At 70.6% G+C, this 16,173-nt stretch carries 10 protein-coding genes and 1 rRNA gene; 10 read left to right on the top strand and 1 reads right to left on the bottom strand.

The genetic code is table 11. The annotated features are described in order from the left end of the window. Positions 1 to 135: 135 nt before the first annotated feature. Positions 136 to 4,077: a type VII secretion protein EccCa gene (eccCa, locus tag ACFVWU_RS18695; protein WP_387621905.1), complete on the bottom strand. Its 3,942-nt coding sequence runs from the start codon at positions 4,075 to 4,077 to the stop codon at positions 136 to 138. 424 nt (positions 4,078 to 4,501) lie between these two features. On the opposite strand from eccCa, the gene eccD reads away from it, so the two are divergent. From eccD to ACFVWU_RS18645, 10 genes are all read left to right on the top strand, one after another. Beyond that, complete coding sequence (gene eccD / locus ACFVWU_RS18690) at positions 4,502 to 5,959, top strand: type VII secretion integral membrane protein EccD (RefSeq protein ID WP_387621902.1); 1,458 nt, start codon at positions 4,502 to 4,504, stop codon at positions 5,957 to 5,959. A 240-nt stretch (positions 5,960 to 6,199) separates the two neighbouring features. Further along, positions 6,200 to 6,490 (top strand): 30S ribosomal protein S15, encoded by a 291-nt coding sequence (rpsO, locus tag ACFVWU_RS18685; RefSeq protein WP_030062424.1) that lies wholly within the window; start codon positions 6,200 to 6,202, stop codon positions 6,488 to 6,490. A 470-nt stretch (positions 6,491 to 6,960) separates the two neighbouring features. Further along, positions 6,961 to 9,168, top strand: coding sequence for a polyribonucleotide nucleotidyltransferase (locus ACFVWU_RS18680; protein ID WP_387621898.1), 2,208 nt, complete (start codon positions 6,961 to 6,963; stop codon positions 9,166 to 9,168). A 119-nt stretch (positions 9,169 to 9,287) separates the two neighbouring features. Continuing rightward, the gene (locus ACFVWU_RS18675; protein ID WP_387621895.1) at positions 9,288 to 10,640 is read left to right on the top strand and encodes a M16 family metallopeptidase; all 1,353 of its coding nucleotides are present in this window, start codon (positions 9,288 to 9,290) and stop codon (positions 10,638 to 10,640) included. Between the two features lie 40 nt (positions 10,641 to 10,680). Beyond that, the gene (gene dapB, locus ACFVWU_RS18670) at positions 10,681 to 11,427 is read left to right on the top strand and encodes a 4-hydroxy-tetrahydrodipicolinate reductase (RefSeq protein ID WP_387621892.1); all 747 of its coding nucleotides are present in this window, start codon (positions 10,681 to 10,683) and stop codon (positions 11,425 to 11,427) included. Positions 11,428 to 11,452: 25 nt separating this feature from the next. After that, entirely contained in the window at positions 11,453 to 11,911 is a 459-nt protein-coding gene (locus ACFVWU_RS18665; RefSeq protein WP_387621889.1) for a hypothetical protein, read from the top strand. Next, complete coding sequence (gene thyX / locus ACFVWU_RS18660) at positions 11,908 to 12,639, top strand: FAD-dependent thymidylate synthase (protein ID WP_387621886.1); 732 nt, start codon at positions 11,908 to 11,910, stop codon at positions 12,637 to 12,639. The genes ACFVWU_RS18665 and thyX overlap by 4 nt, the downstream gene beginning before the upstream one ends. A 214-nt stretch (positions 12,640 to 12,853) precedes the next feature. Continuing rightward, complete coding sequence (dapA, locus tag ACFVWU_RS18655; RefSeq protein ID WP_387621884.1) at positions 12,854 to 13,753, top strand: 4-hydroxy-tetrahydrodipicolinate synthase; 900 nt, start codon at positions 12,854 to 12,856, stop codon at positions 13,751 to 13,753. Between the two features lie 169 nt (positions 13,754 to 13,922). Next, entirely contained in the window at positions 13,923 to 15,608 is a 1,686-nt protein-coding gene (locus ACFVWU_RS18650; protein WP_380614698.1) for a ribonuclease J, read from the top strand. A 480-nt stretch (positions 15,609 to 16,088) separates the two neighbouring features. Further along, positions 16,089 to 16,173: ribosomal RNA gene (locus tag ACFVWU_RS18645) — 16S ribosomal RNA — on the top strand; the annotation flags it as partial.

Below are 16,173 nucleotides of genomic sequence, written 5' to 3'. Positions count from 1 at the left end.
ACTCCCCGGCCGGGTACGGGAACCGCAGCCCCGACCAGGAAAGATCTAGGTAACGTTTCAGCACCTGGGACGACGAAGGGGTCGGACTCCTGGGAGTCCGACCCCTTCGATCACCGTCCGTAGCCGGCGGCCCGGTCACGCCACCGGCAGCCAGCCCGTCTGGACCATCTGTCCGTTGGTCGCGCGGCGTGACACGTAGACGCCTCGGCCCGGCGGCAGCGCCTGCGGCTTGACGGTGCCCAGCAGCGCGCCCTCGTCCCGGTTGCCGGAGAGGATCACGCCCTGCCCGCCCAGCTCGCGCATCCGCTGGATCACCGGCTCGTACAGCGACCGCCCGGCGCCGCCCGCGCTGCGGGCCACGATCACCCGCAGGCCGATGTCCCGGGCGAACGGCAGGAACTCGGCCAGCGGCGCCAGCGGGTTGCCCGAGCTGGTCGCGACCAGCTCGTAGTCGTCGACGATCACGAACATGTCCTTGCCGCTGTACCAGCTGCGGTTGCGCAGCTGCTCGGCGGTCACGTCCGGACCGGGCAGACGGCGGGCGCAGGCCCCGCGCAGCATGTCGACGATCGCCGACATGGCCGGCTGCGCCGCCGCGTACTCCACCAGGTACTCCGGCGGCACGGTGCCCAGCAGCGCGCGCCGGTAGTCGCCGACCACGATGCCCGCCTGCTCCGGCGTGTAGCGCTCGGTGATCTGCTTGATCAGCATGCGCAGCACCGCCGACTTCCCCGACTCGGTGTCGCCGAAGACGATGAACAGCGGGTCGGTCTCGAAGTTGACGAACACCGGGGCCAACTCGGCCTCGTCCACGCCGAAGGAGATGCCGCGCTCCGGGTGCTCGGAGCCCTTCGGCAGCGAGTTCCCGTCCAGCACGGCCGGCAGCATGCGCACCTGCGGGGCGCGCGGGCCGGTCCAGGCCCCGTCGACCGCGCTGATCAGGCCGGCCACGCCGTCCTGCAGGTCCTCCACCGAGGAGGAGCCGTCCAGGCGCGGCAGGCCGGACAGGAAGTGCAGCCGGTCCGCGGTGACGCCGCGACCGGCCAGCGGCGGGACGTTCTGCGCCACCCGGCGGTCCACCTCGGACTCCATCGCGTCACCGAGCTTCAGCTCGATGCGGTTCTGCAGCAGGTCCTTCAGCGCCGGGCGGACCTCTGCGTAGCGGGTCGCGGTGATGATCAGGTGGACGCCGTAGCCGAGGCCGCGCTGGGCGATGTCGCCGATCACCGGCTCCAGCGCCTCGAACTCCTGCTTGAAGGTGTTCCAGCCGTCGATCACCAGGAAGACGTCGCCGAAGGCCTCGTCCGGCAGCTGACCGGCCGCCCGCCGGGCCCGGTACGTCCCGATGGTGTCGATCCCGGTGCTCCGGAACAGCTCCTCGCGCCGGTTCATCACCCCGTGCACCTCGGAGACCATCCGGCGCACCTTGTCCACGTCCAGGCGCCCGGCCACCCCGCCGACGTGCGGCAGCCCGGTCAGCGACTGGAAGCTTCCCGCGCCGAAGTCCAGCAGGTAGAACTGCACCTCGCGCGGGGTGTGGGTGACGCCGAAGGAGGCCACCGCGGTGCGCACCACGGTCGACTTGCCCGAGCGCGGGCCGCCCACGACCAGACCGTGGCCGGCCGCCCCCGCGTAGTCGACCTCCAGGATGTCGGTCTTCTGCTCGCGGGGCTTGTCCACGACGCCGATCGGCGTCCGCAGCCGGCCGCCCGGGTAGCCCGGCGCGGTCAGCCCGCGCTCCGGGACGACCTGCAGCGGCGGCAGCAGGTGGTCGATGCTCGGTGCCTCGTCCAGCGGCGGCAGCCACACCTGGTGCGCGGCCGGGCCCTGGCCGGACATCCGCTGGACGAACACGTCCAGCACGGTGTCCACCAGCGCGTCGTCCTGCTCCGGCACCTGCGGAGCCTCCTCCTCCACCGGGTCCGGCAGCTCCACGTAGGCCGCGGTGAACTCCACCGGGCGGGCGTTCACCCGGCGTCCGCCGGTCGACCGCTGCTGCCCCGGCGCCCGGTACGGCCCCGAGACGTACGCGGCCTTGAACCGGTCCATCACGTCCTCGCCGAACTTCAGGTAGCCGACACCCGGCACCGGCGGCAGGTGGTACGCGTCCGGCACCCCGATCGCCGCCCGCGACTCGGCCGCCGAGAAGGTGCGCAGACCGATCCGGTACGAGAGGTAGGTGTCCAGGCCGCGCAGCTTGCCCTCCTCCAGGCGCTGCGAGGCCAGCAGCAGGTGCACCCCCAGCGATCGGCCGATGCGGCCGATCTGGATGAACATCTCGATGAAGTCCGGCTTGGCGGTGAGGAGTTCGGAGAACTCGTCGATGATCAGCACCAGCGAGGGCAGCGGGTCCAGCGCCGCGCCGGCCGCCCGGGCCCGCTCGTACTCGTGGAGGTTGGCGTAGTTGCCGGAGCGGTGCAGCAGCTCCTGGCGGCGCTGCAGCTCGCCCTCGATCGCGTCGCGCATGCGGTCGACCAGGGTGAGCTCGCCCTCCAGGTTGGTGATCACCGCGGAGGTGTGCGGCATGTCCGCCATGCCGGAGAAGGTCGCACCGCCCTTGAAGTCGGCGAGCACGAAGTTGAGCGTCTCCGAGGAGTGGGTCATCGCCAGCGCCAGCACCAGGGTGCGCAGCAGTTCCGACTTGCCGGAACCGGTCGCGCCGACGCACAGGCCGTGCGGACCCATGCCCTCCAGCGCGGCCTCCTTGATGTCCAGGTAGACGTGCTCGCCGTTGGCGCCGACGCCGATCGGCACCCGCAGCCGCTCGTGCTGGGGGCGGGAGCGCCAGCTGCGGTTCACGTCGAAGGAGCCCGGGTCGCCCGAGTTCATCATGTCGGTGAAGTCCAGGTTGGACAGCAGCGGTTCGTCGTCGCCGCCGGCCGAGATGCGGTACGGCGCCAACTGCCGCGCCAGCGCCTCGGACTGCCACACCGAGAGCAGGTCCGGCTTGCCGGTGTAGGTCGCGCCGGAGGCCGAACGCAGCACCAGCTCCTCGGAGCTGACCGTCACCATCAGGTGCCCGCTGGGCTCGTCCACCTCGCCCGGGACGACCTCGACGACGGTCACCCCCTGGACGCCCTCGGCACCGGCCAGCAGCGAGTCGTGCGGCACCCCGGCGCCGTCCATGACCACCACGATGTGCGGCTGGTCCGCCGCGGGCGCGGCGTCCCGGACGAAGCGCTGGCGGCCGGCCAGTTCGTCCTGCAGCAGGTACTCCAGGTCGCCCAGGTCGGTGGCGAACAGCCGGCGCGAGCCCGCGCCGTCGGCCTCCTTGCGGTGCTGGTTGTGCGGGAGCCACTTGGTCCAGCCCCACTCCTCGGCCGCGCCGGGTGCCGCCGCGACCGCCACCAGCAGGTCGTCCGGCGAGTGCAGGGTGGTCAACTGGGCGATCATCGCGCGCACGTTGCCGTACACCGAGTCCGGGTCCCCGCACACCGTGATGTGGTAGAAGGCCCGCAGCGACACCGCCAGCGGCAGGTCCTGCAGGGTGCCGTGCGCCTTCAGGAAGGAGTGCATCGCGGCCGCCGACAGCGGCTCCAGCTCGTCCATCGGCGCGGTCTGCGGCGCCACCAGCGGGGTGGACAGCTGCACCGGCCCGAGGCCGACCCGGATCTGCGCGAAGTCCCCGTCCGAGGTCCGCCGCTCCCACAGCCGCCGGCCGTCCTCGACGATCGACCACAGCTGGTCCGGCGCCGGGTTCAGGAACAGCAGCGCGCCGCGCTGGCTCTCCGCGGTGCGACGCACCTGGCGGCGCGTCTGCTGCAGGTACTTGAGGTAGTCGCGCCGCTCGTCCGCCATCGCGGTCGAACCGCCCTTGCGGGCCCGCACGATCTGGGCCAGCACCATGCCGACCGTCGAGACGATCATCAGACCGCCCATGATCTTCATCGGGGCGGCTGCGCCGGGCGAGAAGAAGAACACCGCCGAGCCGCCCATGCCGAGCATCGGCAGGATGCTCATCAGCCAGTCCTCGCCGCCCTGCCGGGGCAGCTCGGGCGGAGTCACCAGCTCCACCGGCTCGTCCGGCACGGTCGGCGGGTACGCCCTGGCCGGTCGCTTGACCGTGATCACACCCATGTGTCATCCACCCCGCGGCGTCGATCGATCACTTCGGCATCAGCCCTCACGCGACTGCGTACGGCCCGTACGGGACGGTTGTGGCTGAGGACGCCCCACACAGCGCAGCCCCCGTACTACCTTGCGCAGGCGCCGATCCTACATAGCGGCGTGTTCCGGCCCCGGTCGCCCCCGCACCGCCCGCCGCCCCGCACCGGCGCCGGGCACGAACCGAACGGGTAGGGTAACGCCGCGCCAACTCGCGGCCCGGCCGGGCCGGTTCCAGAGCCACACCGCGCGCAGCCGTGCCGCGGCACCGTCAACAAGGGGGAGCGCCAGTGCGTCGAAGGATCGAGGTGCAGTCACCCATGAGTGAGCGGAGCGAGCTCATCATCGAGAGCTGCCCGTTGCGCGAAGCGCCTGGCGAGCGGAGCGAGGTGGGCGCATGAGCGCGGCTGCCACCGGTTACTGCCGGGTGACCGTCGTCGCCCCCGATCGCAAGATCGACGTCGCCCTGCCCGAGGACGTCCCGCTCGCGGACGTCTACCCCGAGGTGCTGCGGCTGGCCAAGCAGAGCCAGCCCGAGGGCGCCCCCACCGGCTTCCACCTGGTCCGCCGCGACGGCACGGTGCTCGACAGCAGCCTGCCGCTGTCCGCCCAGCAGGTCCGCGACGGCGACCTGCTCGCGCTGCGCCCCTTCGCCGAGTCCCTCCCGCCGGCGGTCTACGACGACGTCGCCGACGCCATCGCCGGCGCCGTCGAGGCCGACCGCCGGTTCTGGACCGTCGACCTGATGCGCGGCTTCGGCCTGATCGGCGCCGGGGTGCTGCTCACCCTGCTCGGCTTCGCGCTCTGGTTCTCCGACCCGCGCCACGACATGCACGGCCTGCCCGGCATCCTGGCCGGCGTCACCGCCGTCGTGCTCACCGCGCTCGCCGGGGTGCGCGCCCGGGTCTACCAGGACGCCCACTCCGCCCTCGCGCTCGGCCTCGGCGCCCTGCCGCACGCCATGATCGGCGGCAGCGGCATCCTCGCCGTCGCCCACAAGTGGGACGGCCCCGGCCGGCTCCAGTTCCTGACCGGCTGCGTCGCCGTCCTGGTGGTCGCCGTGCTGCTCGCCGGACTTCTGCCCGAGAAGGACGCGGTGTTCGTCGCCGCCGCCTTCGTCGCCACCGCGGGCTCGCTCGCCACCTTCACCGCCGTGCTGATGCCCGGCACCCCGGCCGGGAACATCGCCGCCGTCACCGGCGTCGCCGCCGTGGCCGCGGTCGGCTTCCTGCCCAGCCTCTCCGCCCGCTTCGCCCGGCTGCCGGTCGGCTTCAGCGCCCCCGGCCAGACCCGCACCCGCAGCCGCGACTACGACGAGGAGGCCGAGCGCGCCGAGGCCGTCCAGTACGAGAAGATCGCCCACCAGGCGCGCCGCGGCCACGAGGTGCTGGTCGGCCTGGTCGGCGGCTGCGCCGCGGTGGTGGTCGGCGCCTGCGCCGTCCTCGCCTTCACCGACCGGACCTTCCCCGAGCTGCTCGCGCTGGCCCTGGGCATCGCCACCATGCTGCGCGCCCGGCTGTTCCGCTACACCGCGCAGGTCCTCAGCCTCACCGTCGCCGGCCTGCTGGGCCTGTGCCTGCTGATCGTCGGGCTGTCCCTGCACACCCCGCAGTTCTTCCTGCGCGCGGCCGGCTCCACCACCGAGCTCGACCTGCGCACCATCTGGCTGGCCGCCTCCATCGCCTTCGGCGCCGCGCTGCTCACGGCGATCGCCCTGGTGGTGCCCAGGCTCGGCGTCTCCCCGTTCTGGGGGCGCATCCTGGACCTGGTCGACAGCCTCACCCTGATGTCCCTGGTGCCGCTGGCGCTCGCCGTCCTCAACATCTACCGGCTGGTCCGCGGCGCCACCGGCTGACCCCGCGGCCCGCCACCGCCCTCCTCGGGAACCGCTCCGCTACCCCTCGTGAGGCCCGCTGGCCAGCCGGGTGGGCGGCACTGGTACGCTTGGCCTCCGAGCGCAGCCGTGTGTCCGCCCCCGATGGGTCGCCCAGCGACAAATCCGGAAGGGTACGGGCCGCGCTCATCGACACCGAGTTCTCGCAGAGTCCTGTGCTGTCGACCAGGACCGCTCGGTAAGACCTTGAAGGAGTTGCAAGTGGCTCTCGCCTCTGACGTCAAGAAGCAGATCATGGCCGAGTTCGGCACCAAGGAGGGCGACACCGGCTCCCCCGAGGTCCAGGTGGCCATGCTGTCCCGTCGCATCTCGGACCTGACCGAGCACCTCAAGACCCACAAGCACGACCACCACTCGCGTCGTGGCCTGCTGATCCTGGTCGGCCAGCGCCGTCGCCTGCTGCAGTACCTGGCCAAGAAGGACATCGAGCGTTTCCGTACGCTCGTCGACCGCCTGGGCATCCGCCGCGGTGCCGCCGGCGGCGCCCGCTGAGAACGCCGCTCGGGGCGGCTCCCCACACCGGGGAGCCGCCCCTCGCGCGTATGCCGCGGCGGCCAGCGACAACTCGCCGCCCGCGGCACCCGGACATAACAACTCGCGCGCACCTCCCCAGGTGGCCGAGGATTGCACCGTAGGGTTGTGGGCATGCCGGGTGATGGCGCACCAGCGCGCCACCCGGGCACAAAGACCCGAACCCCCCGCGGGACGAAGGCTTCAAACGGAAGCCGCCCGCATCCGAGAGAGCGTCCAGACGCGAACCGCCCGTCCCGGCCCGGCAGCCGTGAGGCGCCGGTCCTCGGTAGTGGCCCCCGGAACCCCCGCAGCCGAGCGGGGCACGCCGGAGGCTTCGATCGAAGACCGGCCCGACTGCCGCCCTCCCTGGCAGGAGGGCCCCAGGGCCAAACGCAAGGCAGTGCGCGGGGGCGCTCTCCCGGAGACGTACGAAAGAGGAGATCTTCCAGGTGGAAGAGAACGTGTTCTACGCCGAGGCCGTGATCGACAACGGTTCCTTCGGCACCCGTACCATCCGCTTCGAGACCGGCCGTCTGGCCCGTCAGGCCGCCGGCTCCGCCGTGGCCTACCTGGACGACGACACCATGGTGCTGTCGGCCACCAGCGCGTCCAAGCAGCCGAAGGAGCACTTCGACTTCTTCCCGCTGACCGTGGACGTCGAGGAGCGGATGTACGCCGCCGGCCGCATCCCCGGCTCGTTCTTCCGTCGCGAGGGCCGGCCCTCCGAGGACGCGATCCTCACCTGCCGCCTGATCGACCGCCCGCTGCGCCCGTCCTTCGTCAAGGGCCTGCGCAACGAGGTCCAGGTCGTCTGCACCGTGATGGCGCTCAACCCCGACCACCTGTACGACGTGGTCGCCATCAACGCCGCCTCCGCCTCCACCCAGCTGGCGGGCCTGCCGTTCTCCGGCCCGATCGGTGGCGTGCGCGTCGCGCTGATCAAGGGCCAGTGGGTCGCCTTCCCGACCCACAGCGAGCTGGAGTCGGCCGTCTTCGACATGGTCGTCGCCGGTCGCGTCCTGCCGGACGGCGACGTCGCGATCATGATGGTCGAGGCCGAGGCCACCGACAAGACCATCAAGCTGGTCGAGGGCGGCGCCGAGGCGCCGACCGAGGAGGTCGTGGCCGCCGGTCTCGAGGCCGCCAAGCCGTTCATCAAGGTGCTGTGCGCCGCGCAGTCGCAGCTGGCCGCCCAGGCCGCCAAGCCGACCGCCGAGTTCCCCGTCTTCCTGGACTACCAGGACGACGTCCTCGCCGCGCTGACCGCCGCCGTCAAGGACGAGCTGGCCCAGGCCCTCACCATCCCGGGCAAGCAGGAGCGCAACAACGAGCTGGACCGCGTCAAGGCGGTTGCGGCCGAGAAGCTGCTCCCCGAGTTCGAGGGTCGCGAGAAGGAGATCAGCGCCGCCTACAACGCGCTGACCAAGAAGATCGTCCGCGAGCGCGTCATCACGGACAAGGTCCGCATCGACGGCCGCGGCGTCACCGACATCCGCACCCTGGCCGCCGAGGTCGAGGCCATCCCGCGCGTCCACGGCTCGGCCCTGTTCGAGCGCGGCGAGACCCAGATCCTGGGTGTCACCACGCTGAACATGCTGCGCATGGAGCAGCAGCTGGACACGCTCTCCCCGGAGACGCGTCGCCGCTACATGCACAACTACAACTTCCCGCCGTACTCGGTCGGCGAGACCGGCCGCGTGGGCTCGCCCAAGCGCCGCGAGATCGGCCACGGCGCCCTGGCCGAGCGGGCCATCCTGCCGGTGCTGCCCACCCGCGAGGAGTTCCCGTACGCCATCCGCCAGGTCTCCGAGGCGCTCGGCTCCAACGGCTCCACCTCGATGGGCTCGGTCTGCGCCTCGACCATGTCGCTGCTGAACGCCGGTGTGCCGCTGAAGGCCGCCGTCGCCGGTATCGCCATGGGCCTGATCTCCCAGGAGATCGACGGTGAGACCCACTACGTCGCGCTGACCGACATCCTGGGTGCCGAGGACGCGTACGGCGACATGGACTTCAAGGTCGCCGGTACCCGCAACTTCATCACCGCGCTGCAGCTGGACACCAAGCTCAACGGCATCCCGGCCTCGGTGCTGGCCGCCGCGCTGAAGCAGGCCCGCGACGCCCGCCTGCACATCCTCGACGTGATGAACGAGGCCATCGACTCCCCGGACGAGATGTCCCCGAACGCGCCGCGCATCATCACCATCAAGATCCCGGTGGACAAGATCGGTGAGGTCATCGGCCCCAAGGGCAAGATGATCAACCAGATCCAGGAGGACACCGGCGCCGAGATCACGATCGAGGACGACGGCACCATCTACATCGGTGCCGCCGACGGCCCGGCCGCCGAGGCCGCCCGCACCACGATCAACCAGATCGCCAACCCGACCATGCCGGAGGTCGGCGAGCGCTACCTGGGTACCGTGGTCAAGACCACGACCTTCGGCGCGTTCGTCTCGCTCATGCCGGGCAAGGACGGCCTGCTGCACATCTCGCAGATCCGCAAGCTGGCCGGCGGCAAGCGCGTGGAGAACGTCGAGGACGTCCTCGGCGTCGGCGCCAAGGTGCAGGTCGAGATCGCCGAGATCGACCCGCGCGGCAAGCTCTCCCTGATCCCGGTCATCGAGGGCGAGGAGGGCGGCGAGGCCGCTTCCGAGTGAAGCGCCGCTAGCTGACCCCTTGCGGCCCGTACGCCTCCCGGCGTGCGGGCCGCACCCTGTTGCCCACGCGTTCGTCCGTACGTGTCTTTCCACGTGCGTTTTGTCTGGAGGTACCCCCCGTGGCCCAGGCCCCGGCGGTAAAGCAGCGACCCGGCACCACCCGGACCCTGCTCAAGGGCGTCGACGGCGCCGGAACGGTGCGCCGCACCGTGCTGCCCGGCGGCCTGCGGGTCGTCACCGAGACCCTGCCGACGGTGCGCTCCGCGACCTTCGGCATCTGGGTCGGCGTCGGCTCGCGGGACGAGACCCCGCAGCTCAACGGCGCCACCCACTACCTGGAGCACCTGCTCTTCAAGGGCACCGAGCGGCGCAGCGCGCTGGACATCTCGGCCGCCCTGGACGCGGTCGGCGGCGAGATGAACGCCTTCACCGCGAAGGAGAACACCTGCTACTACGCCAGGGTCCTGGACACCGACCTGCCGCTGGCCATCGACGTGGTCTGCGACATGCTCACCGGCTCGCTGATCCGCACCGAGGACGTGGAGGCCGAGCGCGGCGTCATCCTGGAGGAGATGGCGATGGCCGAGGACGACCCGGGTGACGTGGTCCACGACCTGTTCGCCAAGGTGATCTACGGCAGCGGTCCGCTCGGCCGCCCGATCCTCGGCACCCAGGAGACCATCAAGGCGCTCACCCGGGACCAGGTCGCCGGCTTCTACCACCGCCGCTACCGCCCGGAGCACCTGGTTGTCGCCGCGGCCGGCAACCTGGACCACCGCAAGGTGGTCAAGCAGGTCGAGCAGGCCTTCGCCCCGGTGCTGGCCCGCTCCACCGCGGCCCCCGCCGAGGCCCGCCGCGGCGTCAAGGCACTGCGCACGGCCGGCCGGGTCGAGGTGCTCAACCGCTCCACCGAGCAGGCCCACCTGGTGCTGGGCGTGCCCGGAGTGCCCCGGCACGACGAGCGCCGCTGGGCGATGGGCGTGCTCAACGCGGCCCTGGGCGGCGGGATGAGCTCCCGGCTGTTCCAGGAGGTCCGGGAGAAGCGCGGGCTGGCGTACTCGGTCTACTCGTACTCCTCCTCGTACGCGGACAGCGGCCTGTTCGGCATCTACGCCGGCTGCCAGCCCAAGCGGGTCGAGGAGGTGCTGCGGATCTGCCGCACCGAGCTGGCCAAGGTGGTCGCCGAGGGCATCACCGAGGAGGAGCTGCACCGTGCGATCGGCCAGATCTCCGGCTCCACCGTGCTCGGTATGGAGGACACCGGGTCGCTGATGAACCGGATCGGCAAGGCCGAGCTCAGCTACGGGCACCACCTGTCGGTGGACGACATGCTGGAGCGGATCGCGGCCGTGACCCTGGAGGACGTCCACGCGGTGGCCCGTGATGTGCTGGGCGCGTACCGGCCGTCGCTGGCGGTGATCGGCCCGGTCAACGACAAGCGGGCCGCCAAGCTCGCCGATCTGCTGGTCTGAGATTGCCCGGTGTGAGTTTGCTGGTGAGAGGACTTTCGCTATGACACTGCGTGTCGCCGTGATCGGCGCCAAGGGCCGGATCGGCTCCGAGGCGGTCAAGGCCGTCGAGGCCGCGCCGGACCTGGAGCTGGTGGCCACCCTCGGCCGCGATTCCCAGCTGGAGGAGCTGACCGGGGCCGGGGCCCAGGTCGTCGTCGAGCTGACCCACCCGGACTCGGTGATGGGCAACCTCGGCTACTGCCTGCACCACGGCATCCACGTGGTCACCGGCACCACCGGCTGGACGGACGAGCGGCTCGCCACCGTTCGCGGCTGGCTCGACCAGGCCCCGGAGCTCGGTCTGCTGATCGCGCCGAACTTCTCCATCGGTGCGATCCTCGGCATGAAGTTCTCCCAGATCGCCGCCCGGTACTTCGAGTCGGTCGAGGTGGTCGAGCTGCACCACGACCGCAAGGCCGACGCCCCCAGCGGCACCGCCACCCGCACCGCCCAGCTGATCGCGGCCGCCCGCGCCGAGGCCGGCCGCCCCCGGCAGCAGGACCCGACCACCCACAGCCTGCCCGGCGCCCGCGGCGCCGACGTGGACGGGGTGCCGGTGCACGCGGTACGGCTGCGCGGCCTGCTCGCCCACCAGCAGGTGATGTTCGGCGACACCGGTGAGACGCTCACCATCCGGCACGACTCGCTGCACCACAGCAGCTTCATGCCGGGCATCCTGCTGGGCGTGCGCAAGGTGGTCGGGACGCCGGGGCTGACCTTCGGCCTCGAACACTTCCTGGACCTGTGACCATGCTCATTCCTGGGAGAGTGACATGACCTCTCGTACCGGTTTCTTCGTCCTGTCCGGCGTGCTGCTGCTGGTCGCCCTGCTCTGCGTGGGGGAGGGCGTCCAGCTGATCGCCACCGGCAAGCCGCTCGGCATCGGCATCGGCATCTGTGCTTTCGTCATCCCGATGATCGGCGTCTGGTTCCTGCGCCAGACCGTCCGCTTCGGCCGGGCCAGCGAGCAGCTCGCCCACGAGCTGGAGGCCGAGGGCGGCCTGCCGGTGGACGAGCTGAAGCGCACCACCGGCGGGCGGATCGACCGGGCCTCGGCCGACGCGGTGTTCGCCCGCCGCCAGGCCGAGGCGGAGGCCGCGCCCGGCGACTGGCGGGTCTGGTTCCGCCTCGCCGTGGCGTACGCCGACGCCGGCGACACCCCGCGCGCCCGTAAGACCATGCAGCACGCCATCAAGCTGCACAGCACCGAACCCGCAAGGAGTAACGCGTGAGCGACGAACCGACGGCCCCCAGCTTCCGCAGCGACGTGACGGTGGAGCTGGTCCGCAGCGCCGCCGCCGACTCGGACGTCATCTGGGCGGCCCGGGTCTCGACCGCGGGCGAGCAGTCCCTGGAGGCGCTCCAGCAGGACCCGGAGAAGTCCAAGGGCCTGATCAACTTCCTGATGCGGGACCGGCACGGCACGCCCTTCGAGCACAACTCGATGACCTTCTTCATCAGCGCGCCGATCTTCGTGTTCCGCGAGTTCCACCGCCACCGCAGCGGCTGGTCGTACAACGAGGAGTCTGGCCGCTACCGCGAGCTGCAGCCGGTCTTCTACGTCCCCGGCGAGGACCGGAAGCTGGTCCAGCAGGGCCGCCCCGGCAAGTACGAGTTCACCGAGGGCACCCCGGAGCAGCACAGGACCACGACCGAGGCGATGGAGGCCGCGTACCGCGAGTCCTACGCGCGCTACCAGGAGATGCTGGCGGCGGGCGTGGCCCGGGAGGTGGCCCGCGCGGTGCTGCCGGTCGGCCTGTTCTCCTCGATGTACGCGACCTGCAACTCGCGCTCGCTGATGCACTTCCTCTCGTTGCGCACCAGGCGGGAGAACTCGGCGGTGCCGTCGTTCCCGCAGCGCGAGATCGAGATGGTCGCCGAGCAGATGGAGCAGCAGTGGGCCCAGCTCATGCCGCTCACCCATGCGGCCTTCGAGAAGCACGGTCGAGTCGCCCCCTGACCTGGGACGACAGGCATATGGGCAGAGTGTGTGGCATGTCTGGATTGCGGCTTTTCTAGCCGCTCCCTAGATTCGTGACCACGGATTCCGGTGCTGCCTGAACCCCCGAGCGGGCAGTACCGGGATCCCATTTCCTGCCTCTGACCTGCTACACCTGTCCGAACCCTGGACCGGCATGGGTACCGCCCCACCGCCTACGAGTAGTTTTGGACCCATGGCTCCGACCTCCACCCCCCAGACGCCGTTCGGCCGGGTGCTGACCGCGATGGTCACCCCGTTCACCGCCGACGGCGGACTCGATCTCGACGGCGCCCAGCGCCTCGCCACGCACCTCGTCGACTCCGGGAACGACGGCCTCGTCGTCAACGGCACCACCGGTGAGTCCCCGACCACCAGCGACGCCGAGAAGGCCCAGCTCGTCCGCGCCGTGGTGGAGGCGGTCGGGGACCGGGCGCACGTGGTGGCCGGCGTCGGCACCAATGACACGCACCACAGCGTCGAGCTGGCCCGCCAGGGCGAGGCCGCCGGTGCGCACGGCCTGCTCGTGGTCACGCCGTACTACAACAAGCCCCCGCAGGAGGGCCTGTACCGGCACTTCACGCAGGTCGCCGACGCCACGGGCCTGCCGGTCATGGCGTACGACATCCCGGGCCGCAGCGGGGTCGCGCTGAGCCACGAGACGCTGGTCCGGCTCGGCGAGCACCCGCGGATCGTCGCCAACAAGGATGCCAAGGGTGACCTCGGCGCCGCGGCCTGGGCGATCGCCCGCTCCGACCTCGCCTGGTACTCCGGCGACGACATCCTCAACCTGCCGCTGCTGTCGGTCGGAGCCGTCGGCGTGGTCAGCGTCGTCGGACACGTGGTGGCCGGTGAGCTGAAGACGATGATCGAGGCCTACCTGGCGGGTGATGTGGCCAAGGCCACCGCGATCCACCAGGGTCTGCTGCCCGTGTTCACGGGTATGTTCCGCACCCAGGGCGTGATCCTCACCAAGGCCGCGCTGGAACTCCAGGGCCTGCCGGCCGGACCGCTGCGGCTGCCGCTGGTCGGCGCGACGCCCGAGGAGATCGACCGATTGAAGCAGGATCTCGCCGCCGGCGGGGTACACCTGTAGCAGACACAGACGTGCGCGCCCCGGCTCGCCGGACCCTCACGGGACCGCCGCTGGACCGGACCGAAGGCGCGAGAGCACCGACCCGGTAGGAAAACGACACTGAGTACGCACGCCATATGTCTCCAGGGGAGGACCCCGGGCATATGGCGTGCGTCGTGAGGAGAGTCTTTTGAGCCACCCGCACCCCGAACTCGGCGCGCCCCCGGCCCTGAAGGAGGGCGCCCTCCGTATCACTCCGCTCGGCGGCCTCGGCGAGATCGGCCGCAACATGACGGTCTTCGAATACGGGGACCGCATCCTGATCGTCGACTGCGGCGTCCTCTTCCCCGAGGACGAGCAGCCCGGCGTCGACCTGATCCTCCCGGACTTCAGCTACATCCGGGACCGCCTCGACAAGGTCGACGGCATCGTCCTCACCCACGGGCACGAGGACCACATCGGCGCCGTCCCCTTCCTCCTCCGGGAGAACCCGGACATCCCGCTGATCGGTTCGAAGCTGACCCTGGCGCTGATCGAGGCCAAGCTCGCCGAGCACCGCATCCGGCCGTACGTGCTGGAGGTCAAGGAGGGCGAGCGCGAGCGCATCGGCCCCTTCGACTGCGAGTTCATCGCGGTCAACCACTCCATCCCGGACGCCCTCGCCGTGGCCGTCCGCACCCCCGCCGGCATGGTCGTGGCCACCGGCGACTTCAAGATGGACCAGCTGCCGCTGGACGGCCGCCTCACCGACCTGCCGACCTTCGCCAAGCTGGCGGAGGAGGGCCTGGACCTGCTGCTGGTGGACTCCACCAACGCCGAGGTCCCCGGCTTCATCCCGCACGAGCGGGACATCTCGGCGGCGCTGCGAAACGTTTTCGCGAACGCCGACCGGCGCATCATCGTCGCCTCCTTCGCCAGCCACGTGCACCGCATCCAGCAGGTGCTGGACGCCGCCCACGAGTACGGTCGCAAGGTCGCCTTCGTCGGCCGCTCGATGGTCCGCAACATGGGCATCGCCCGCGACCTCGGCTACCTGAAGGTCCCCGGCAACCTGATCGTGGACGTCAAGCAGCTGGACGACCTCCCGGAGAAGGAGGTCGTGCTCATCTGCACCGGCTCGCAGGGCGAGCCGATGGCGGCGCTCTCCCGGATGGCCAACCGCGACCACCAGATCCGCATCGTCGAGGGCGACACCGTCGTCCTGGCGTCCTCGCTCATCCCGGGCAACGAGAACGCCGTGTACCGCGTGATCAACGGCCTGACCCGCTGGGGCGCCAAGGTCGTGCACAAGGGCAACGCCAAGGTGCACGTCTCCGGCCACGCCTCGGCCGGCGAGCTGCTCTACTTCTTCAACATCTGCAAGCCGCGCAACCTGATGCCGGTCCACGGTGAGTGGCGCCACCTGCGGGCCGCCGCCGAGCTGGGCATCGCCACCGGTGTGCCGCGCAACCGCGTGGTCATCGCCGAGGACGGCGTCTGCGTCGACCTGGAGAAGGGCGTCGCCCGGATCGTCGGCAAGGTGCAGGCCGGCTACGTCTACGTGGACGGCGCCTCGGTCGGCGACATCACCGAGGCCTCGCTCAAGGACCGCAAGATCCTCGGCGAGGAGGGCTTCATCTCGGTCTTCGTCGCGGTCGACTCGACCAACGGCAAGATCGTCGGCGGTCCGACCATCCAGGCCCGCGGCTCCGGCATCGAGGACAGCGCCTTCGTGCCGGTGGTCTCCAAGCTCCAGGAGGCCCTGGACCGCTCGGCCAGCGACGGCGTGCTGGAGCCCCGCCAGGTGCAGCAGCTGGTCCGCCGGACCATCGGCAAGTGGGTCGCGGACAACTACCGCCGCCGGCCGATGATCCTGCCGGTCGTCGTCGAGGTCTGAGCCTGCTCCGACCCCGTCTGAGGCTGGTTTGACGTGGGGCGACCCGGTGCGTAATGTTCTCCGGGTTGCCCCACGGGACGAGCCCCAAGGAAGTCCTCGAATCTGAATTCGAGAACGACCGGGAAAACGGACCGAGAAACTCTGATAGAGTTCGGGAGCGCCGAAAGGCGAAAGCCAAATCGGATGAATGAAACTCCGGAAAACGGAGCGGAAAACATCTGATAAGCTGGAAACACGAAAGAACGAAGCGCCCGGAGGGCCCGCTGGAAGGCGGTCCGAAGGAAGCGTCCGTTCCTTGAGAACTCAACAGCGTGCCAAAAGTCAACGCCAGATATGTTGACATCCCCGGCCTTGATCGTTTGATCGGGGTTGGAGATTCCTTTTGAAATAACACTAGCGAGGACGCAGTGCGCGGGGCCGCCTTATTCCGGTGGTTGCCGTGCCGCTCAACGCGGGTGTGGACCCGATTACGGGTAAACATTCACGGAGAGTTTGATCCTGGCTCAGGACGAACGCTGGCGGCGTGCTTAACACATGCAAGTCGAACGGTGAAGCCCTTCGGGGT

This window comes from Kitasatospora sp. NPDC058190 (genome assembly GCF_042883685.1).
Taxonomy (GTDB): Bacteria; Actinomycetota; Actinomycetes; order Streptomycetales; family Streptomycetaceae; genus Kitasatospora.
Note: the sequence above shows the minus strand (reverse complement) of the source record. Positions and strands in the feature narration are given on the sequence as shown.

Bases quoted from the DNA above. Each gene is read 5' to 3' on its own strand.
- eccCa (WP_387621905.1), bottom strand. From the start codon at position 4,077: ATGGGTGTGATCACGGTCAAGCGACCGGCCAGGGCGTACCCGCCGACC.
- eccD (WP_387621902.1), top strand. From the start codon at position 4,502: ATGAGCGCGGCTGCCACCGGTTACTGCCGGGTGACCGTCGTCGCCCCC.
- dapB (WP_387621892.1), top strand. From the start codon at position 10,681: ATGACACTGCGTGTCGCCGTGATCGGCGCCAAGGGCCGGATCGGCTCC.
- ACFVWU_RS18665 (WP_387621889.1), top strand. From the start codon at position 11,453: ATGACCTCTCGTACCGGTTTCTTCGTCCTGTCCGGCGTGCTGCTGCTG.
- dapA (WP_387621884.1), top strand. From the start codon at position 12,854: ATGGCTCCGACCTCCACCCCCCAGACGCCGTTCGGCCGGGTGCTGACC.